Genomic DNA, 20,566 nt, shown 5'->3' with positions numbered 1-20,566 from the left:
TTGAAAAGAAATACGACATCGACCTTTCTGGAATAATTAATTCCTATACCGTTCGCGGCGATTCCGTTGATGTAAACGTGATGAAGGGGTGTAGTTTATGGCTGTTCTCTTGTAAAAAAGATCAAGTGTATGGAAATAATTTATCCGATGGTAAGTATACTTTTTTAAGAACAGAAGGGTGTGATAAAGAATATAGTTATGATTGTTCTTGGCGTAATCAAGGGTTTGGGGGAAAGGATGAATTGGATATACATGCTATGATAACCTGGAAAAAATGAATATTCCAGCGATATTTATTCTACAGGCATTACGATGTTTACTAAAACGCCCCTTGGCGAATGGGTTACCCGTTGGGTCTTAGACGGTGACCTTTGGGCCGGTAAAAAAGGTTTAGACTTTAAAATTGCGTCTGCTACAGTATCAAGAACATCTTATATTTATGAAAAACTTGATGGAACTTTTGTAACGGGAGCGCATACGGGAACTTACTTGCCTGCTCTTCCTATACTTTTTTTAATTTTCCAATATCGTAGACTCCTGAAAATCACGCTAATTTTTCTTTCGCTATGTCTCCCCGGATTTATTCCGGGGTCGCCATACACAATTGTCATCCTGAGCGAAGCGTAGCGAAGTCGAAGGATCCACGCAATTGTCATCCTGGAGATAAAACCATTCCTCCTCACTCACAAGGCCCTGAACCAGAACGGTTCGGGGCTTTTTGCTCATATTACTTAAAAAAGTTATATTGATATCGCCAAGTAACTTTTTGTGAATTCATGAACATGAAAACCGTTCTGCTCGCTTTATCCGCGATCGCCATTAGTTTAGGGCTGTTTACGGCCTGCTCCGAAGACTCTAACGCTGACAATTCATTAGTCAGTGTTCCATCGAATACATCGGCTGTAAAAGGTAAAACAACCGATTACAAAGAATCGAAGTCATGCAGTGAACTTGGCGGTAACCTGCTTGCAAAATCATCGGCAGAAGAAAATAAGTCCATTGATTTTCTCATGAATGACGATGGCTCTGCGACCGTCGTTTTTGAAATGAATCACAATTGCATAATTAACACGATTCTCTACGAAACTCGTAACGATACATTGTTTGTTTCAAGCGATTACATTCTTCGTATTCCGGTTGTTGACTCTGTAACGCACGACACTACTTGGATAGAAGATAATAGTCTTGAGGCTATGTGCTTTTGCCGTTCGGAATTTGAGTTGACACTCCCATCAAATTTCATCGGCACGCAATACGTCTCTTTTGAACGTGAAAATTATACAATCAATTACAGAAAACGTGAATAATCGCTAACAGAACTTGCAATTGTATGTAGGCTCCCGTCCTTAGGGAGTCTTTTTCCTATTGATAAATTGACAAAACAACTTGCATTCACGCATGCGACATTCCACATCCAATAGCATACATTTATGGGTGGGGATAGTAGGTTAATAAAAAAAGGGAGGATCTCATGAAAAAGAGAGTTCTTGGTTTAGCTTTTCTTCTTTGCGCAAACTCATTCGCCGTTACAAGCCAATTCCGCGGCGTCAACTGGGCGGATAAGCGCGACAACTTCGTCTCGGACGTTCTCGTGCTTTCGGGCTTAAGCCTTTCCGACAATCATGAATCGGCTTATGCCATTGCCGACCGTATTGTCGGGCAGTTCCAGGAAGTGCTTGGTACAAACAGCGTGCGCATGCCGGTGAACGAACCGACCATTCTTAAAGCTTTTGACATGTATTCGGGTGCTTTGGATGCTGCTCTTGAACATGGTCGAGTGGCTATGGGCTACTGGGGCCCTGCGCAGCCTGCGGGGCCCAAGAACATGGACGATTGGTGGAAAATGTGGGCGAAACTCGTCGAAACATACGGCGACCATCCGAACGCCTACTTTGAAATTTTCAACGAACCGCACATGTATAACAAGACGGACCTTCGCAATCTCTATGCGGACTGGCTCAAGAAATTCCCGAACGTCCCGCGCGACCACATTTTGCTCGATGGCTCCGGCCTCGCATGGAACGTTCCGGATATTGCCGACGACCCGCGCTTTGAAGGCTGCCTCTTTGCCGTTCACGAATACACGTTCTGGAACATGAGCATCACTACCGAACAGGGTTGGAAAAACAGCTTCAAGGGCAAGGTTGGCAAGTACATTGACCGCACCGTTTGCACGGAATGGGGCGGCGCCATGAGTCCTGGCGACAAGGCGGGCGTGCATTACGACTATCAGGATTACAACAAGGCTCCCACCAACTACTTCACGGCTTACATCCGCGGCATGTCCGATCAGCTCCGCGAATGGGAAATGGGCAGTTTCTACTGGCCGGGCCTCCGTGATGGTGACTGGTACAGTATGACCAAGCGCAGCGGGGAAGGCGTAAACACCAAGCTCCAGATTGTGAACCAGTCTGGCGTGGACCGCATGCAGATGGCCTGGGCCGATACGGTCGAAACGACGCCCCCGCAACAGGACCCGTTTGGCGGTTTTGATGCGGATGGAAAAGCAATCGCAGGCAAGCCTGCCGCAATCCCTGGTAAAATCGAAGCAGAAAACTATGACCTCGGTGGCAGCCGCGTCTCGTTCTACGACAAGTCTTCCACAAACGAAGGCGGTGCTTACCGCAAGGATGCTGTGGACATTGTTGCTTTAGATTCCGCCGATAAATCGAAAGGCTACGCTTTAGGCTACACGCAGGATGGCGAATGGCTTGAATATACCGTCAATGTGGCAAAAACGGCGAAATTCACTGTCGAAGTGCAAATGGCGACGGCTTCTGAAAAGGCGGGCGTGCAGCTCTTTATCGACAACAAGGCTGTTTCTGACAACATCATCGCAAAACAGGGCGAGGATTGGTCGACTTATACCGCCGTGCAATCCCAATTGGGCGAAATTGCTGCTGGTGAACACGTCCTCAAAATGCAAATTGTGGGCAATTACGTGAATATCGACAATATTCGCTTCTGCGAAGGCGAAAAATGCGAAGAAACGGTCGGAATCCGCGCAAATCGCGCTTCCTCCGTGCGCACTCTCGAAAACATCTCCCCGCGTCTCCGCATCCAAAACAACAAGCTCTTTGTCGAGAAAAATGGCAAACGCTTCGACCTCACCGGCCACCGCATCAAGTAAGCATTGTCATGCCCGCCGAAGCCTCTCATGCCCGACGCCTGTCCTCGCTTGACGGGGATGATCGGGCATCTCCATTACGAATATTCCATTATGGACTTTTTATCAACAATATGTAATTGCTTTTTCTGAACATATTCTCAAAAAGAGGATATGTTTAGAATGGTTATGGGTATTAACCGTGTACGAGGATTAGGTATATGAGAAAACTGTCTCTCTCTTTGGCTGCAGTAGCCGTTGCTGGTTTTGTCTCCGTTGCTAACGCTGCCCTTGCCGATGGCGGTGCTAAATTCTTAGGTAATATCACTACGGGTGGCCAAATCCGTAGCGACTTTGCTCAGTATTGGAACCAGATTACACCCGAAAACGGCTGTAAGTGGGGCTCCATCCATTCCCTTTCTAATGGCAACAGCGGTACAAGCAAGTTCGCCTGGGACAACTTCGACAAGTGCGAAAGCGCCTACAAGTGGGCCAAGGAAAAACCGGGCGAACGCCACTTCAAGTTCCATGCCCTCGTTTGGGGTTCCCAGTACCCGAACTTCCTCTGCAAAAAGAAAAATCCGGGCATTACCGTAGAACTCACTAAAAAATACATCACCGAATGGTTCGATGCCGTTGCCGCGAAGTTCCCGGACCTCGAATACATTGACGTGGTGAACGAAGCTATTTGGGCGGGTAACAACTACCACTCCGGTTACGGCAAGCCTGCTGCAGGTGCCGAAGGCCACAGCACCGACGATACCGAATGCGGCGGCTCCTACATTATCGAAGCCCTCGGTGGTGACCGCGTTGTAAATGGCAAGCACCAGTACGACTTTATCACGAATGCCTTCAAAATGGCCCGCGAACGTTGGCCGAAGGCTGTACTTATCTATAACGACTACAACACGCTCTCCTGGCAAATCAACGAAGGTATCGAACTTATCCAGACCATCGTCAAGAATGGCGCTCCGGTCGATGCCTACGGTCAGCAGGCTCACGACTGTAAGGGCATGAGCAAGTCCGATTTCGAAAGCAAGATGACCCGTATCCATAACGAGACGGGCCTCCCGCTCCTCGTTTCGGAATACGACATCGGCGAAGCGGACGATACCAAGCAGAAAAACGATTACGCAAACCAGATTCCGTTCATGTGGGAAACGCCGTGGGTTGCTGGCATCACCATCTGGGGCTACATCAACGGCTCTACCTGGGTCCAGAACACAGGCCTTATCGAAAAGGATGGCCGCAAGCGCGCCTCCATGAACTGGCTCGAAGACTACTTCGCCAAGAACTTGAGCAAGGGCAAGAACGATGTGACCTTCACTCCGGTTGAACCCGAACCGCAGCTTCCGTTCAAGGGTGAAGCGATTGCCATTCCGGGTAAGGTCGAAGCCGAAGATTTCGATATTCCGGGTGTGGGCGTCAACGAAGACGGTACGAGCAACCAGTCCTATAGCGACGATTCCGAAAACCACGGCGATAGCGATTACCGCAAGGACACGGGCGTTGACCTTTACAAGAAGGCGACCGGCGTAATCGTGGGCTACAACAGCGAAGGCGATTGGCTCGAATGGACCGTGAACGTGAAGGAAGCGGGCGACTACACGATGTTTGCCGCCGTGGCTGCCGCAGGTTCTACCTCCAGCTTCCAGCTTTCTCTCGATGGCAAGGCGCTTACCGAAAAGATTACTGTCCCCGCTGCCAAGGAAGGTGAAGAAAATTACGATGACTACAACAAGGTCAAGGCCAACGTGACTCTCCCGGCAGGCAAGCATGTCCTGCGTATGGACGTGACCGGCGCCTGGTTCGACGTGGACTACTTCACCTTCGTGAAGGGCAAGGACGCTACCGATCCCGAACCGATTGATATTCCGGACGCCATTCAGACGAACCTCCGCATGAATTACCCGGTCCTCAGCGACTACGACGTCTTTGATATGAACGGTGTGCGTCTCGGCCGCATGAGCGCCTACTCCGTAGACGAAGCCGTGACAACGCTCAAGAACACGAGCGCCATCAAGGTCCAGGGAATCTACCTGCTTCGTTCCGTCAAGAGCGGCATGGTAAAGTCAGTCCGTGTGACCCGCTAAAAGTTCCTAATCCATACTCCCTAGAAAACTAGGGACTTAAATACCCAAAGGCCTTCGAGCTCACCCTCGAAGGTCCTTTTTTTACTATGTCACCTCGGCTTTGTAAATATTCCATTATGGACATTTTGTCAATGATAAATTTTGGACTTTTTGGGGCAATTTTTAAAAACAAAGATATGTTTATAATGGTTGTATGGGACTCTTAACCTATGAGGATGTGGAAAATGAAATCAAAATATTTGAAAGGTTTATTGGCTGCTGCACTTTTGGGTGGTGCAGTAAGTTCTTACGCAGGTCCAGGCCTTGCCGATGGCGCGGCCAAGTTCATTGGTAACATTACCCAGAGTAATAGTGTCGGCTCAGACTTTACTGCGCTCTGGAACCAGGCTACGGCCGAAAACGGCTGTAAGTGGGGTTCCGTCGAAGGTACTCGTGGCCGTTACAACTGGGGTGCCTGCGATGCTGCCTATAACTGGGCAAAGCAGAACGGGGGTCACTTCAAGTTCCACGCTTTGGTGTGGGGCTCCCAGTATCCGAACTGGCTCAATGGCCTTAGCACAGACGAAACGAAGAAGGCGATTACCGCCTGGTTCGATGCGGTCAAGGAACATTACCCCGATCTCGAAATGATCGACGTGGTGAACGAAGCTATCCGCACGGGCAACAACAGCTATCATTCTCCTTATGGCAAGAACAACAACATCATTCCGGCACTCGGTGGCGATAATGGTGGCAATTACCAGTTCGTAACGACCGCCTTCAAGATGGCGCGCGAACGTTGGCCGAAGGCTATCCTCATTTATAACGACTATAACACGGTTCAGTGGAACAAGGATCAGGGCATTCAGCTTATCCAGACCATCAAGAAAAACGGTGCTCCGGTTGACGCATACGGCTTGCAGGCTCACGACATGATGAGCCAGGGCGGTGGCCAGGGCGGTACCGGTGGCGGCGGCGTCTGCTTGAACATCAACACCCTTAAGAGTGTTCTCAAGGAAATTTGGGACAAGACCCAGACCCCGATGTTCATCAGCGAATACGACATTGCAACTACCGACGACAATATCCAGAAGCAGTGCTACTCCGAACAGATTTCTCACTTCATGGAAAACGAACACATTGCCGGCATTACCATCTGGGGCTACATTTATGGTCGCACTTGGCTCGACTGTAACGGCACTGCGAGTGGCTGCTCCGGCATTGTCAAGAATGGCCAGGACCGCGCCGCTTTGAAGTGGATGAGGGAGTACCTCAAGAGCAACAAGGGCGTGAACACGACTGGCCTCAATACTGGTGTTCTCACTCCGGTTGACCCTGTTCCGCAGGAACCGTTCAAGGGCGAAGCTCTCGCTGTTCCGGGCAAGATTGAAGTCGAAGATTTCGATAAGCCGGGCCAGGGCAAGAACGAAGACGGTACGAGCAACGAATCCTATGGCGACGATTCCGAAAACCATGGCGACTCTGACTACCGCAAGGATACCGGTGCAGACCTTTACAAGAAGGCTACTGGCGTTGCTCTCGGCTACAACACTACGGGCGACTGGTACGAATACACCATCAACATTGCCGAAGCTGGCGACTACACCGCAATCGCTTCTGTTGCTACCGAAGGCACGGGCGCATTCACGCTCTCTCTCGATGGCAAGTCTCTCGCTGAATTCGAAGTCACTGGCACAAGCTACGACGACTTCTCCGACGTGAAGAAGAAGGTGACGCTCCCGGCCGGTAAGCACGTGCTCCGCCTCGATGTGACCCAGCAGTACTTCGACATCGACTACATCAACTTTGTGAAGGGCGAAGTTGCCGATAATCCGGGTGGTAATGACAATCCGGGTGGTGGCGATGAACCGGGTCCGGGTGTCGGTATTAAGACAAGTGTTCAGTACCAGGCTCCGAGAATCGGCAGCTACGACGTCTTCGACGCAAATGGTGTCCGTCTTGGCCGCATGAACGCTTACTCTATGAGCGAAGCCGCCCAGATTCTCAGAAGCTCTAACGATGTCAAGAACAACGGCATTTACATGCTCCGCTCTGTCCAAAGTGGTGCTGTGAAGTCCGTGCGTATCTCTCGCTAAAAGGAATCCTAATCCATAACTCCCCTCAACCAAAACGGGGGAGCCTTAAATACCCAAAGGCCTTCGAGGTAACACTCGAAGGTTCTTTTTTTTGTCCAATGTCATGCTTGCGAACATTGTCATGCCCGGCTTGACCGGGCATCTCCATCTAGACATTTTGGCAATGATAAATTTTCTCCTCTTTGGATAAACTGAGAAAAATGAGAATAAGTTTATAGTGGTGTTAGAGTACTAACCTAAGAGGATGGTTGGAAATGAAATCAAATTTCATTAAGGGTATATTGTATGCTGCACTTATGGGTGGAGCAGTTAATTCGTTTGCAGGCCCCGGCATGGCCGATGGCGGTGCAAAATTCCTAGGAAACATTACAACTCGTGGCCAGGTTCAGTCCGATTTCGGGACTTACTGGAACCAGATTACCGCCGAAAACGAATGCAAGTGGGCGTCCATCGAAGGCACTCGCGGTCGTTACAATTGGTCGGGCTGCGATGCTTGCTATAACTGGGCAAAAAAGAATGGTGGCAAGTTCAAGTTCCACGCTCTTGTGTGGGGCTCCCAGTACCCGAACTGGCTCAATGGCCTTAGCACGGACGAAACCAAGAAGGCGATTACCGCATGGTTCGATGCCGTTGCCGCCCATTACCCCGATCTTGAAATGATTGACGTGGTGAATGAAGCCATCAAGTCGGGTGGCAGCTACCACTCCGGTTATGGCCGAAACAATAATATTATCCCGGCTCTCGGTGGCGATAACGGCAACTACGAATTCGTGGCGACTGCATTCAAGATGGCGCGCGAACGTTGGCCGAAGGCAATCCTTATCTACAACGACTACAACACGTTCAGGTGGCAGATTAACGAAGGTATCGACCTCGTGAACAAGCTCGTCAAGCAGGGGGCTCCGGTCGATGCTTATGGTCAGCAGGCTCATGACTTGACCGATATGAACGCCAACGATTTTAAGAGTGCTTTGAACAAAATCCAGAATAGCGTCAAGAATGCCAAGGGCGAACCGATGCCACTCTTCATTACCGAATACGATATCGGTACGGATAACGACAGCCAGCAGAAACAGCGCTACTCCGAACAGATTCCGGCATTCTGGGAATCTCCGCAGGTCGCGGGCATTACCCTCTGGGGCTACATCTACGGTGCTACCTGGACTACGAACGGAAACTCCGGTCTTATCAAGAATGGTAGCGACCGTCCGGCAATGACCTGGCTCAAGCAGTATTTCAAGGAACACCTCAAGGACGGTAAGGACAATACGGGCCTTTTTGCTCCATATGTCCCGCCTGAGCCGGTGCCGCGCAAGCCGTTCAAGGGCTCTGCTTTGGTAATCCCGGGCAAGATTGAAGTCGAAGACTTTGATATTACCGGCGTCGGTGAAACGGATGGCGTAAGCAATGTGTCTTACAGCGATGGCGACCCAGAAAACCACGGTGATTCCGACTACCGCAAGAGCGATGCTTCCGATGTCGATATCTACAAGAAGGCGACCGGATACATTGTCGGCTATAACACGACCGGTGACTGGCTCGAATACTCTGTCGACATTGCCGAAGCAGGTGACTACACGGCAACAGCTTCTGTCGCTGCGAGTGGTTCTGGTTCCTTCAAGCTCTCCATTGACGGAAAGTCTGTTGGTGAATTCGATGTGACAGGCTCTAGCTGGGACGATTTCATTGACGTGAAGAAGAAAGTGACGCTCCCGGCCGGTAAGCATACCCTCCGTATGGACGTGACAGCACAGTATTTCGATATCGATTACATCAACTTCACGAAGGGCGATGAAGAACCGCCTATCTCCATCCAGACCCAGGTCCGCTACGAATATCCGGAAGTGAGTGACTACTACGTCTTTGACGTGAACGGGGTACGCATCGGTCGCATGAGCGCCTACACTATGGACGAAGCCGTGGCAACTCTTAAGAATACGAGCGCCATCAAGGTCCAGGGCTTGTATATGCTCCGCTCCGTCAAAACGGGTGAAGTCAAGTCGGTCCGTGTAGCCCGCTAACTAGAATTCCTAATCCATAACTCCCCAATAGGGAGCCTATTACACCCAAAGGCCTTCGAGGTACCCCCCTCGAAGGTTCTTTTTTGTGCGAAAAATCAAAAAAAACGAAAAATAGGGTTTTTATAGGGATTGTTGTACCTTAATCCATAAAATTGATGTATTTTAATTAATTGCAGAAAGGGAGCGATTATGAGTGATAGTGAAAATCAGGTTGCATACGCTGAACTGTTCTCGGAAATATTTTACGAACAGTTCATTTCCGCATATTATGTGAATTTGCTGGATTTCTCGTATGTCGTTTACTATCGCAAAAAGGGCCTTGAAAAAAAGTATGGCAATGGCGTTAACGCCGTATCTGCCCTCCAGAAGTTTATTTCCGAAGATGTCCATCCCGATGACCGCGATGTGCTGAAGGATATGCTATCTGTAGCTTATGTCCGTGGCCGCCTTAAAAAAGAAAGCAGTTTCTCGTTTGTGGTGCGTGAGATTGTAACAGGCAAGGAACGCTATTGCAAGCTCCAGGTGACCCGTGGCCGCGATGAAGACCACATGGCCATCTGCTTCTTGAATGTCGATGACGAAATCCGCAAACGCATGAAGGTCGAGGAAGGCTACCGCGTTATCCAGGCCCTTGCCATGGAATTCAATGCACTTTACCGCATCGATCTTGATTCGGAAAAAATGCATTCCTATGTCAAGTCGCAGACGGCACGCATTTTTGAAAAAGAGCTTCGCGGCGAAATGTTTTATTCCGAGGCGTTAAAAAAATACGCTACTGAAATTGTATCTAGCGAAGATGCCAAGCGAGTCTTGACGTTGGCGTCAATCGAGAGCATTCGTGAAAGATTTTCGAGGCAGAGCCACTTCGAGGTGGACTACAAGAATCGCGATGGCCGCTATTTCCAGATGAAATTCGTTCGGGTTTCCGATGAAAAATCGCCTGTGGTAGTGCTTGGCATTGCAGACCGCGACGAAGAAAAACGTTCGGACGTGATGAACCGCGAATTTTCCGAGATTGCAAATGCGTTGAGCGTTGAGTACGAAATTATTTACTATGTGAACTTGAATGACAATTCGTACGACGTGTTCAACCAGGAAAGTAGCTATATCAAGCTCAAGCTCCTGATGAGCCGCCAAAACTTTTTCGAAGAATGTTCGAGAGACATCAAGAAGATTATCTACCCGCAAGATGTTGAACGGTTGACTTCGGTCATGAATAAGGATTTTTTGCTCTCTCAGCTTGAGGGCGACAAAACCTTTTCAATCGAATACAGGCTTATGGTCAATGGCGAGCCTCAATACTACCGCCTCAAGGCGCTTTGGTCCAAGGCCGCTGACGATCATATTATTATCGCTGTTGCCAATATCCACAAGGAAGTCCTTGCCCGTAAAGAGCGCGAACGCAACATGGAACGCAACTTCGACATTATCAATGTGCTTGCGACGGAATTCACCTCGGTCTACTATGTCGATCTTGATACGGATACGTTTACGCCTTACACGGTGAGCGACTATGCTGAAGTCAATTACGGAAAGCTGTATCAACACGATAAATGTTATTCTAAAGTATTCAAGGCGTATGTCAACGGATTTGTCCATGAACTCGATAAGAAAAGAATTGGTGATTTTGCTTCTATTGAACATATCAAGAAATTGCTTGAAGGCCAAAAATCGTTTATAGCGCACTACAGAAAATACGATACTGGAGGAACCCGTTTTAGCGAGATAAAGTTCGTGAAAGTCGGTTCGCAAAATGAAACGCCGCGTGCTGTTGTTGTTTGTTTTGCCGACAAGGATGCCGAAATTCTAAACCGCTATGTTGATAGCAAACTTTATGAAGATTATTTTGGCGTTTATTTTGTGAATCTCGAAGACGATACTGTCCGCAGTATCCGTGAATCGACGGTTTACGAGAAAGGTAAAACTTATGGCGGCTTTATCAAGTACAGTAACGCTATTCTTGAGTTCAGCAAGGAGGTCTTGCCGGAGTTCCGCGAAACTTGGGAAAACATGGCGAACGTTGATTTTATGCGTTCATACTTGGCCGATGTCGATAAGCGCGAGTACAGCTACCGTGCGCTCAAGGGTGAATGGCGTCGCGTGACGACGTTTGTCCTGGAACGTAGAAATGGCGTGCCTGTGACCTTTATTATGGCGTTCATGTTCATTGACAATATAACCGCTCAAAAGATGGAACTGGATGCAAAGATTGCGGAACAGAAGCGGGAACTTGAGAAACAGCAGAAACTTCTGGAACAGGCTCTTGTGCAGGCTGAAAAGGCGAACAATGCAAAGACGATGTTCCTTTCGAACATGTCGCATGACATCCGCACGCCGATGAATGCCATTATCGGTTTTACAAACCTTGCGCTGAATAATTTGGATGATCCTGTGCTGGTCAAGAATTATTTGAACAAGACTGTCGTTTCGAGTACGCATTTGCTCTCGCTCATCAATGATATTCTCGATATGAGCCGCATTGAGTCGGGCAAGATTCGCCTTGAAGAGGTAAACTGCAACTTGTCCGAAATCATGCATGACCTGAATACGATTGTTTTAGGTCAGGCGAGTGAAAAACAGCAAAACCTTTACATGGATACGTTCAATATCGAGAACGAACTTGTTATTTGTGACAAGCTGCGCTTGCACCAGATGCTGATCAACCTGCTTTCAAATGCGGTCAAGTTTACGCCGGTGGGCGGGAACATTCATGTGTTTGTTCGCCAGACGGCTAGCGACGAAAATACGGGAACGTATGAGTTCCATGTCAAGGACGATGGCATCGGCATGAGTCCGGAATTCTTGAAAGTCCTGTACCAACCGTTTGAACGCGAACGCACCTCAACGATTTCCAAGACGCAAGGGACTGGGCTTGGAATGTCTATCACCAAGAAAATTGTTGATATGATGGGAGGCTCTATAGATGTCGTCAGTGCGCCTAATCAGGGAACGGAATTCATCATTCATCTGAAACTGAAAATTCAGGATACTTCTGCGAACTTGACGAATCTTGATGCTTTGCAAAATGCCCGCGCCCTTGTTGTCGCAAGTGATTACAATGCGTGCTCCAGTGCCACGAATCTTCTGCGCCGTTTGGGAATGCGTGCGGAATGGACTATGTATGGCCGCGAAGCGGTATTGCGTGCCAAGGAAGCTGTTGACCGTCACGAATGCTATTCTGTGATTATCCTTGACGACCTGTTGCTTGATATGGAAAGTGTCGAAGCGGTGGAGCAGTTGCACATGATTCCGGGGAGCGATAATCCGATTATCGTCATGGCGTCCTATGACTGTGCAAACATTGAAAAAAGTGCGCGCGAAGCGGGTGTGACTGCGTTTATAAGCAAACCGCTATTCCTCACGGAAATGCATGATGTCTTGGCACGTGCCATAGGCGTTTTAAAGGACGAAGTGAAAATTGAGGTTGATGATACTTCTTGCTTTGCCGGGAAGAAAATTCTTCTCGTCGAAGACAATGAGCTTAATCGTGAAATCGCACAAAGTGTTCTTGGTGAAATGGGCTTTGGGGTGGACTGTGCCGAAGATGGCCGTGTTGCCTTGAACGTGCTAGAAAAGGCTAAGCCGGGCGCCTATGACTTGATTTTGATGGATATGCAGATGCCTGTGATGGATGGCCTCGAAGCGACTAGGCGCATTCGAGCAATGCGCAATGATTACTTCAAGAAAGTCCCGATTGTGGCAATGACCGCAAATGCGTTTGAAGAAGACCGCAAGGCCGCACTCGATGCCGGTATGAACGAACATGTCGCAAAACCCATTGACGTCGAAAAACTCAAGAAAGTCCTTCGCAAATTCTTAGGATAAATTCTCGCGCATTGTCATGCTCGAGCTCGTTACATTGTCATTCCGGCCTCTGTGCCGGAATCGGTATTACTTGAAAAATTCCACGCACCCGTACACGGAAATGAGTTCCGGGTTCTCGGGGTCGCGTCTGTTCCAGCACTGTTGGACCCTAATCTTGCACGGGCGCTTTTCGCCCTTGACGAGCATCTCGCTGTTGAACGTGAACGAATCGTTGTTCAATTGCGGGTCGTGCAGCAGTTTTACAAATTCATCCCAGTTCTCGCGCCCAAAGATATTCCAGAATTCGCTGTTGTTTTCGGGCTCGACCATAGTCTTCGGGAAACTCAATGCCTTTGCATTTTTGGCTTCGAGCTTTAAGAGCGAAGGCTCGTATGTATATTCGAACGTAACGCCACGGTGTATTGAGGCAAAGAACTGGCTTTTCCGGTGTTCTATCATGTACTGTTCGTAAATGATATTGTCGGAGTCGTCTTCGTCGCTCTCGAAAATGGATCGGGCAATTTTAGCAAAGTCGGCATCGCTCAGCTTGCTTGGCTGGTTGTCGTTCAGTTCTTTCGGGAGCGTGTCGGCGACATCGCCGAGGCATTCCAGGAGGAGCGGGTTGAAGACGCCGCATTCGTTATTGCGGATCATCTCAAGAGCCTTCTCGTGGCTGAACGCCTTCTTGTAGCAACGTTCGCTAGTAAGTGCGTCGTAAACGTCGGCAACAGAGACGACTTGCGCACTGATGGGAATTTCATTACCCTTGAGGCCGTCGGGGTAGCCGCGGCCGTCCCAGCGTTCATGGTGCCAACGGCAAATGTCGTAGGCGAATTTCATCAGCGGCTCGTTCTTGAAGAACTGGATGGCGTCGAGCATCTTGGCGCCGTTCATGGAGTGTTGCTTCATGATGTCGAATTCTTCTTTCGTGAGCTTGCCGGGCTTGTTCAAAATCTCGTCGGGGATTGTAATCTTTCCGATGTCGTGCATCGAAGATGCTGTAGCGATGGTGCCGATTTCTTCTTCGGTGATGCTGTATTCGCTAGTGCGCTTGAGCAGTGCGCGTAAAAGGATATCGGTAATCTTTTTGATGTGCAGAACGTGCTGACCGCTTTCGCCGTTACGGAATTCCACGATGTGGCTCAAGATGGAAATCAGCATATCGCTGTTTCGGGTCCTCTCGTAAATCTTGTCGGTCACGAGTTCCGAAAGCTGCATCTGCTTCACGTAAAGATTAATCGTGTTGCGGACGCGGGTCTGCACGACCATCTGGTCGAACGGGCGGTAGATGAAGTCTGTTACACCGAGCGAGAAAGCTTTTTCAACTTGTGGGGTAGATGTTTCTGCCGAAATCATCACGACCGGGGTTCCCTTGATCCACCCTTTTTCGTTCATGACTTCAAGAACTTGGAGACCGTCTCGTCCTGGCATAATCATGTCTAGCAAGACGAGCGTAATGTCTTTTGCCGTTGTTTCAAGAATCCCGATGGCCTCGTCACCGTCTTTTGCTTCGATGATATCATATTCGTCAGAGAGCAGGTCCGAAAGTACGACTCTGTTCATGGCGTCATCATCGACAATCAAAATTTTTGCACGTTCGTTGCTCATGGTCGAAACACCAATTTTTATTTTCTCGTTCTTAAGTGGTTGTACCTCTTTAATTTAAGAAAAATGTAACGAAAAAGAGCGTTTTGGTCCGCGAAAAATCAAAATACCCCGTCCATTTGCGCAAAATCACCATATTGAATTGCTAAGCTTGCTTCAAAACTCTTGTCATTCCCCTAACGGGGCATGACTTATTCGCCTCGGATATAGAAACATGCAAGCATTTTTCTGCATCGCTCGGCTCAGTTGTCATTCCCGCCTCCGAGCGGGAATCTCCCTGTTTTTTCTAAATTTTCCTCGAAATGCCGAAACCAGCAAATTATTTCCCCGCTATTGACGGTCTCCGTCTCCTCGCAAGCCTGAATATTGTCATGCTCCATTTGGGCAGTTCTAACGCCCTCATGTACATGGCTGATTGCAAGTGGGTGATGCCCATTATCTCTGCGCCTGCCTTTGCCGCGGGGATTTTCTATGTGCTGGCCGGTTTTCTTTTCGCAAGCAAGTACAGCGACCCGGACCGCAGTATCCCGGTCATCCCGTTCATGTTCAGCCGCATTGCAAAGCTTTACCGCTTGCACTTCTTTATGACGCTCCTCATGTTCGTGCTGATTGTGTTCAAGATGAGCGGCTATACGCACTTGCCTGCATTCTCTGAGATTGGCGATTGCGCTTCGGCTGGGCTAGCAAAGATGTTCCATCCGTGGCGTAGCCTCATCATGCACCTCACGCTCACGTGGTCGATTGTCCCCGATCTCGGCATGAAGCTGAATGAACCGTCCTGGTCACTCACGAGCTTCTTCCTTTGCTATGCGATTACGCCGTGGTTCAGCCGTTGGCTTATCAAGCAGAACCGTCGTACGCTCTGGATTCTGTTCGGCGGTGTGTTCGTTCCGGGACTCCTTTGGGCTATCGTGTATGGCAAAACGGGCAATTTATGGTTTGATGGATTCGATGCCAAGTATCGCTTCTTCCACATGTTTGCTCCGGTGCGCGTCTTTGAATACATCTTTGGCATGGTGCTTTACCGCCTTTACAACGAGGGCGTCTTTGACGTTTTCAAGAAGGACTTTGTGAGCGGTGTGACTCAGGCGCTTTTGCTCCTCGCACTTTACGGGAGCCTCTTCCTCATGCGTCCGGATGCCAATCCTGGCTATAATTATTTTATCCATCATAGCCTTCCGATTTTCATTTACGGCATGTTCGTGGTAAGTCTGCTTTCGGGCAAGGGATTCTTGGCGAAGTTCTTCTGCATCCCGCTTGTGCGCCATATCGGTCGCGCCTCGTTCTACCCGTACTTGATCCATCTGCCCATCATCACGTTTGCATGGGGCATCTGCAACCTGAACCGTCCGAAGAATACCATCCTTTTGCTCATCTTCATTTACACGGTCAGCACGCTTTACATGGAATTTAAAGTCTGGCGCCGCAAAAAAGCGAAAGCGAAGGCCTAAATCCGAGACTTTATTCGTCTTTTCTCAAACAAGTCCGAAAAATAAGTGTATTTTATACCATAGGGCGACTGGAGACGCCCGTTGGAAGGGATATCTTGTCGGAGGAACTGCAAATCATGGATTGTCTTGAATCGTCAGACTTGACTCATGCGATTCTATCGAGTGCAGGCGTCGGCTTGTGGGTCATCGAAGTAGATGAAGGCCACCCTCCACGAATGTATGCCGACAAGGCCCTCCTCCAGATTTTAGGATTCCCCGAAGAAACGCTCCCCGAAGACCTCTACAATTTGTGGTGCAACAATGTAGACATCTCGTATTACGAGGCTTATGCCGAGTTTGTGGACCAGATGACCCGCGGCGAAATGTCGGAACTGGAGTATGCCTGGAACCACCAGTCTCGTGGAATCATTTTCTTGCAAAATCACGGTAAGCGCAATGAAGCGTACACGCGCGGCATGCGCCTCGAAGGGTGCTGCACCGATGTGACGGAACAGGTCGAATTCAAGATGCACGTGCGTGAACTCGACCAGTATTCCGATATCGCGAACACACTTGGTGACGGCTTTGATAATATTTATTACGTCGACATCAATGACAACTCTTTCATTGAGTTTAACGCTCAGGGGGTTGTGAAGACTCTCGATGCCAAGAACTGTAAAGACTTTTTCGAAGGCTTTGAACAGGCGCTCGAAAAGGTCGTTTTCCGAGAAGACTGGGATGCGGTCAAGAATTTTGTCGACAAGGAAAAATTGCTTCACGGTCTGGAAAAAGACCGCGCTGTTTCGGTCTCGTTCCGTTTTTCTTTTGACGGGCGCCTGGTGTATTACCGTTTAAAGGCGGCCAAGACTCCCGATTCCGAGAACCACATCGTCGTGACGCTTGAAAACGTCGATGAAGAGGAATCCGCCAAGGCCGAACGCAAGGCCATTGCAAACCGCGACATGGCTGTGATTTCTGGCCTGTCCGATGACTTTGGATGCGTCGTGTACGTGGATTACGAGACGCTTTCCGAGGTGCACTACCGCTTTGACCCGATGTTTGACGAGATGGTTCCTGGCTGGTCTAAGATTGACAACTTTGGCGAACGTCTAAAAGTGCTTGTCGATACGGTGGTTCATCCGAGTGACCGTGAATCATTCTGCGCAGCGACTGAACCTACGAAGGTTCTCGACATGGTGGATCGGGAACACATGTACTTTGTCAACTTCAGGTTGCAGGTCGGTGGCGAAGATATTTACTACCAAATTAAGTTCGTCAAGGACGAAAACTTCAAGAATCACGTGATTGCCGGTTTCCATAGCGTCGATGCCGAGACCAAACGCGAAATGGCAAACCTCGAAAAGGCGGAACTTGCAAACAAGGCAAAGAGCGCGTTCCTTTTCAACATGTCGCACGACATCCGCACGCCGCTCAATGCGATGATTGGCTTTACCGATATGGCGGTCAAGAATATTGACGACAAGGCCAAGGCGCTTGATTGCCTCAGCAAGTCGAAACTTTCGAGTGAACATCTTTTGTCCTTGATCAACGATGTGCTGGACATGTCGCGCATTGAAAGTGGTAAGGTGGAACTGGACTTGAATCCTGTTAATTTGGATGAAAATAGCGAAGATTATGTGCCGATGCTCCGTTCCCTAGCCGAGAAGAAAAACGTACACTTTGAATTTGTGCATCACGATATCCAGAACCGCTACGTTTATGTAGACTTCTTGCGTTTGAATCAGGTGGTCATCAACGTTGTCTCGAATGCGGTAAAGTACACACCTTCGGGTGGCTCGGTGACGGTGGATATCACCCAGATTCCGTCAGAACGCGAAGGTTATGGCCTGTATCAGATTGTCATCAAGGATACGGGAATTGGCATGAGTGCCGAATACCAGCAGCACCTCTTTGATGAATTCTCCCGCGAGCGGACATCTACGGTCAGTAAGCAGCAGGGGACAGGTCTTGGGCTTGCCATTACCAAGCGCATTGTCGATATGATGGAAGGCTCCATCGACGTTGAAAGCAAGGTGGGTGAGGGGTCCAAGTTTACCATCCGCATCCCGATGCGCATTCAGGAAAATCCTGAAGCGGTGGAACAGGTGCGCTTCGCGCATTCTGAACAGGAATCGATTTCGTTCGAGGGCTTCAAGGTTCTCGTCGTCGAAGATAACGAGCTGAACCTCGAAATTTCTAAGGATATTCTCGAGAGTGCTGGCGTTGTCGTGGAATCTGCCGAAGATGGTTCCATTGCGGTGGAACGTTTAAAAGAAAAAGGCCCGGACTATTACGATTGCATTTTGATGGATATCCAGATGCCTGTAATGGATGGCTTTGAAGCGACTCGTGAAATTCGCAAGATGTTCCCGGACAAGCGGATTCCGATTATTGCCCTTTCGGCAAATGCCTTTGATGAAGACCGCCGCAAGTCCTTTGAAGCGGGCATGGATGGTCACTTGGCAAAGCCCATCGTCATTGCCCAGCTCGAAGATTCGCTGAAGAAGTATCTCAAGCGTTAAGAAAGTTGCTTGATTCCAGCCACTGCTGCAACGTAGTCTGCTTCGACTTTTTCCAGGAGCGCCTGCGAGTTGGCAGTGAATGCTTCCGGGCGCAAGTCTTCAGTGAGTTCGCTGCTCGATGCAGAGAGCTTGTTCAGCCCGAGATTGGCAGCAACGCCCTTAAGCGTGTGCGCAGCGCGGAATGCCGTCTTCGCGTCATTTGCTGCAAAGGCGGCCTTGAGTTCACTGAAACTCGGATCATTCAAAAAAAGTCCCAAGTACTTTGCTACACGAGATTCCATGCGGAGTCTTTCAAGAACTTCGTCTAATGATTCACCGAGAGAGCTGTAAAATTCAGAAAGTGTCATAATATCATCCTTGATTAGTGTATAACGTCGATGTGCCCGTAAACAGAGGCGAGCACGGGAGCTTCGTTTTGGCCTTTGGCCCAAATTTGGAGCACCTTGACATTGCAGGGAGTGCTCTTGCCGTCGATGTTGAATGTTTGCTTGATAAGGAACGGCTTATCCTTGGGCGCCGAATGGCGCTTCAAAATCTTCTTGATTTTTTCAAGGTTTTCGGCGGCACCATGTGTGTCATCGCCTGGCTTGTAATCGTCGACGATTGTTCGCGGGAGCCCAAGCTTTGTAGCGGCTTTCGTGGTAAGCTTCATCACGGCCGGGTTAAATGTGTATTCAAAAAGAATTCCGTCCAGAGTCGTTTCGAAGAAGTGGCTCTTTTTGCGCTCGTCGATGAACTGCCTGAAGGCCTGGTTGTAAATGGGGTGCTTCTGGTCGTTCATCATGGCGTCTGCGATGTAGAAAAAGTCCTTATCGGCCTGCTTGCTCCAGTCAAAAGTCTGTAGCGAGATGACGAGCTTGTCTGCAATGGCATCGAGGCATTCAATCAAAAGCGGGTTGAATACGCCGCATTCGTTGTTGTGGATCATCTCGAGCGCTTTCTCGTGAGTGAAGGCATGCTTGTAGCAGCGTTCGCTCGTGAGCGCATCGTAAACGTCAGCAATCGAAACGATTTGTGCGGCTATGGGGATTTCGTCCCCTTTGAGGCCATCGGGGTAGCCGCGGCCATCCCAGCGTTCGTGATGCCAGCGGCAAATCTCGTAGGCGTATTTCATCAGCGGCTCGTCTTTTCCGACGGGCACGGCGTTGAGCATCTGGGCGCAGTTGACGGTGTGTCCCTTCATGATGTTGAACTCTTCGGGCGTAAGCTTGCCGGGCTTGTTCAAAATCTCGTCGGGGATAGTAATTTTTCCGATATCGTGCATGGATGATGCCGTACAGATGACGCCGATATCATTCTTGTTTATGGTGTACTTTTTGGTACGGTGCAAAAGCTCGCGCAAAAGCATTTCGGTGATGGTGTTGATATGCAGCACGTGCATGCCGCTTTCGCCGTTTCTGAATTCCACGATGTGGCTCAGCATGGTCACCATCATGCTATTGTTGCGGGTCTTTTCGTAAATCTGGTTTAAGACGAGGTCCGAAAGGCTCTTTTGCTTTTTATAGAGGCGGATGGTATTGTTCACGCGGTTCTTGAGCACCATTTCGTCGAACGGGCGTCCGATAAAGTCCGTGACGCCGAGCATGTAGGCGCCTTCGATGAGCGCGTGTGCTGTTTCCCCAGAAATCATGATGACCGGAATCTCGTTAATCCATCCGTTCTTGTTCATGATGGCAAGGACTTCCATGCCGTCTTTTTCGGGCATCACCATGTCGAGGAGCACAAGCGAAATTTCGGATGTCCGCTCCCTAAGCAAAAGCAACGCTTCGTTGCCGTTTTCCGCTTCGATGATATTGTACTTATCACTGAGTACGTCGGATAACAGGGCTCTGTTCATGGCCACATCGTCAACAATCAGTATAAGCGGACGTTTTTCATCCATAAAAGCATTCCTTTAAAACCCGAATACA

The 20,566-nt window shown here is 49.2% G+C and carries 13 protein-coding genes; 10 read left to right on the top strand and 3 right to left on the bottom strand.

All coding sequences use genetic code 11. The features are described 5' to 3' along the window. The 8 genes from B7982_RS14965 to B7982_RS14310 form a co-directional block, all read left to right on the top strand. Nucleotides 1–278 (top strand): hypothetical protein (locus B7982_RS14965; RefSeq protein WP_158213022.1); only part of this gene is annotated, 278 nt, incomplete at its 5' end. Nucleotides 279–312: 34 nt separating this feature from the next. After that, on the top strand, nucleotides 313–627 hold the full coding sequence (locus tag B7982_RS14340; protein ID WP_088661347.1) for a hypothetical protein: 315 nt from the start codon (nucleotides 313–315) through the stop codon (nucleotides 625–627). A gap of 155 nt (nucleotides 628–782) precedes the next feature. Further along, nucleotides 783–1,307, top strand: coding sequence for a hypothetical protein (locus tag B7982_RS14335; RefSeq protein ID WP_088661346.1), 525 nt, complete (start codon nucleotides 783–785; stop codon nucleotides 1,305–1,307). A 164-nt stretch (nucleotides 1,308–1,471) separates the two neighbouring features. Next, nucleotides 1,472–3,130, top strand: a complete 1,659-nt coding sequence (locus B7982_RS14330; RefSeq protein WP_088661345.1) for a carbohydrate-binding protein — start codon at nucleotides 1,472–1,474, stop codon at nucleotides 3,128–3,130. 197 nt (nucleotides 3,131–3,327) lie between these two features. Further along, nucleotides 3,328–5,199 carry an endo-1,4-beta-xylanase gene (locus B7982_RS14325; protein ID WP_088661344.1) on the top strand — a complete coding sequence of 624 codons (1,872 nt, stop codon included), beginning with the start codon at nucleotides 3,328–3,330 and terminating at the stop codon, nucleotides 5,197–5,199. A 224-nt stretch (nucleotides 5,200–5,423) separates the two neighbouring features. Next, the gene (locus tag B7982_RS14320) at nucleotides 5,424–7,274 is read left to right on the top strand and encodes an endo-1,4-beta-xylanase (protein ID WP_088661351.1); all 1,851 of its coding nucleotides are present in this window, start codon (nucleotides 5,424–5,426) and stop codon (nucleotides 7,272–7,274) included. 254 nt (nucleotides 7,275–7,528) lie between these two features. Further along, on the top strand, nucleotides 7,529–9,295 hold the full coding sequence (locus B7982_RS14315; protein ID WP_088661350.1) for an endo-1,4-beta-xylanase: 1,767 nt from the start codon (nucleotides 7,529–7,531) through the stop codon (nucleotides 9,293–9,295). Between the two features lie 189 nt (nucleotides 9,296–9,484). Next, nucleotides 9,485–13,120 carry a response regulator gene (locus B7982_RS14310; protein ID WP_088661343.1) on the top strand — a complete coding sequence of 1,212 codons (3,636 nt, stop codon included), beginning with the start codon at nucleotides 9,485–9,487 and terminating at the stop codon, nucleotides 13,118–13,120. Nucleotides 13,121–13,186: 66 nt separating this feature from the next. Here the strand turns inward: B7982_RS14310 and B7982_RS14305 are convergent, their stop codons facing one another. After that, on the bottom strand, nucleotides 13,187–14,707 hold the full coding sequence (locus B7982_RS14305; protein WP_088661342.1) for an HD-GYP domain-containing protein: 1,521 nt from the start codon (nucleotides 14,705–14,707) through the stop codon (nucleotides 13,187–13,189). A gap of 299 nt (nucleotides 14,708–15,006) precedes the next feature. Here B7982_RS14305 and B7982_RS14300 point away from each other — a divergent pair, with 299 nt between their 5' ends. Then, entirely contained in the window at nucleotides 15,007–16,155 is a 1,149-nt protein-coding gene (locus B7982_RS14300; RefSeq protein ID WP_088661341.1) for an acyltransferase, read from the top strand. Nucleotides 16,156–16,271: 116 nt separating this feature from the next. Beyond that, nucleotides 16,272–18,656, top strand: a complete 2,385-nt coding sequence (locus B7982_RS14295) for a hybrid sensor histidine kinase/response regulator (protein WP_088661340.1) — start codon at nucleotides 16,272–16,274, stop codon at nucleotides 18,654–18,656. Here the strand turns inward: B7982_RS14295 and B7982_RS14290 are convergent. Next, on the bottom strand, nucleotides 18,653–19,003 hold the full coding sequence (locus B7982_RS14290) for an Hpt domain-containing protein (RefSeq protein WP_088661339.1): 351 nt from the start codon (nucleotides 19,001–19,003) through the stop codon (nucleotides 18,653–18,655). The two genes, B7982_RS14295 and B7982_RS14290, sit on opposite strands and share 4 nt — an antisense overlap. A gap of 14 nt (nucleotides 19,004–19,017) precedes the next feature. After that, entirely contained in the window at nucleotides 19,018–20,538 is a 1,521-nt protein-coding gene (locus B7982_RS14285) for an HD-GYP domain-containing protein (protein WP_088661338.1), read from the bottom strand. Between the last annotated feature and the right edge of the window lie 28 nt (nucleotides 20,539–20,566).

Source organism: Fibrobacter sp. UWB2, assembly GCF_002210425.1.
Lineage (GTDB): Bacteria > Fibrobacterota > Fibrobacteria > Fibrobacterales > Fibrobacteraceae > Fibrobacter > Fibrobacter elongatus.
Note: the sequence above shows the minus strand (reverse complement) of the source record. Positions and strands in the feature narration are given on the sequence as shown.

Bases quoted from the DNA above. Each gene is read 5' to 3' on its own strand.
- B7982_RS14340 (WP_088661347.1), top strand. From the start codon at position 313: ATGTTTACTAAAACGCCCCTTGGCGAATGGGTTACCCGTTGGGTCTTA.
- B7982_RS14330 (WP_088661345.1), top strand. From the start codon at position 1,472: ATGAAAAAGAGAGTTCTTGGTTTAGCTTTTCTTCTTTGCGCAAACTCA.
- B7982_RS14320 (WP_088661351.1), top strand. From the start codon at position 5,424: ATGAAATCAAAATATTTGAAAGGTTTATTGGCTGCTGCACTTTTGGGT.
- B7982_RS14300 (WP_088661341.1), top strand. From the start codon at position 15,007: ATGCCGAAACCAGCAAATTATTTCCCCGCTATTGACGGTCTCCGTCTC.
- B7982_RS14305 (WP_088661342.1), bottom strand. From the start codon at position 14,707: ATGAGCAACGAACGTGCAAAAATTTTGATTGTCGATGATGACGCCATG.
- B7982_RS14315 (WP_088661350.1), top strand. From the start codon at position 7,529: ATGAAATCAAATTTCATTAAGGGTATATTGTATGCTGCACTTATGGGT.
- B7982_RS14335 (WP_088661346.1), top strand. From the start codon at position 783: ATGAAAACCGTTCTGCTCGCTTTATCCGCGATCGCCATTAGTTTAGGG.
- B7982_RS14325 (WP_088661344.1), top strand. From the start codon at position 3,328: ATGAGAAAACTGTCTCTCTCTTTGGCTGCAGTAGCCGTTGCTGGTTTT.
- B7982_RS14285 (WP_088661338.1), bottom strand. From the start codon at position 20,538: ATGGATGAAAAACGTCCGCTTATACTGATTGTTGACGATGTGGCCATG.
- B7982_RS14310 (WP_088661343.1), top strand. From the start codon at position 9,485: ATGAGTGATAGTGAAAATCAGGTTGCATACGCTGAACTGTTCTCGGAA.
- B7982_RS14290 (WP_088661339.1), bottom strand. From the start codon at position 19,003: ATGACACTTTCTGAATTTTACAGCTCTCTCGGTGAATCATTAGACGAA.
- B7982_RS14295 (WP_088661340.1), top strand. From the start codon at position 16,272: ATGGATTGTCTTGAATCGTCAGACTTGACTCATGCGATTCTATCGAGT.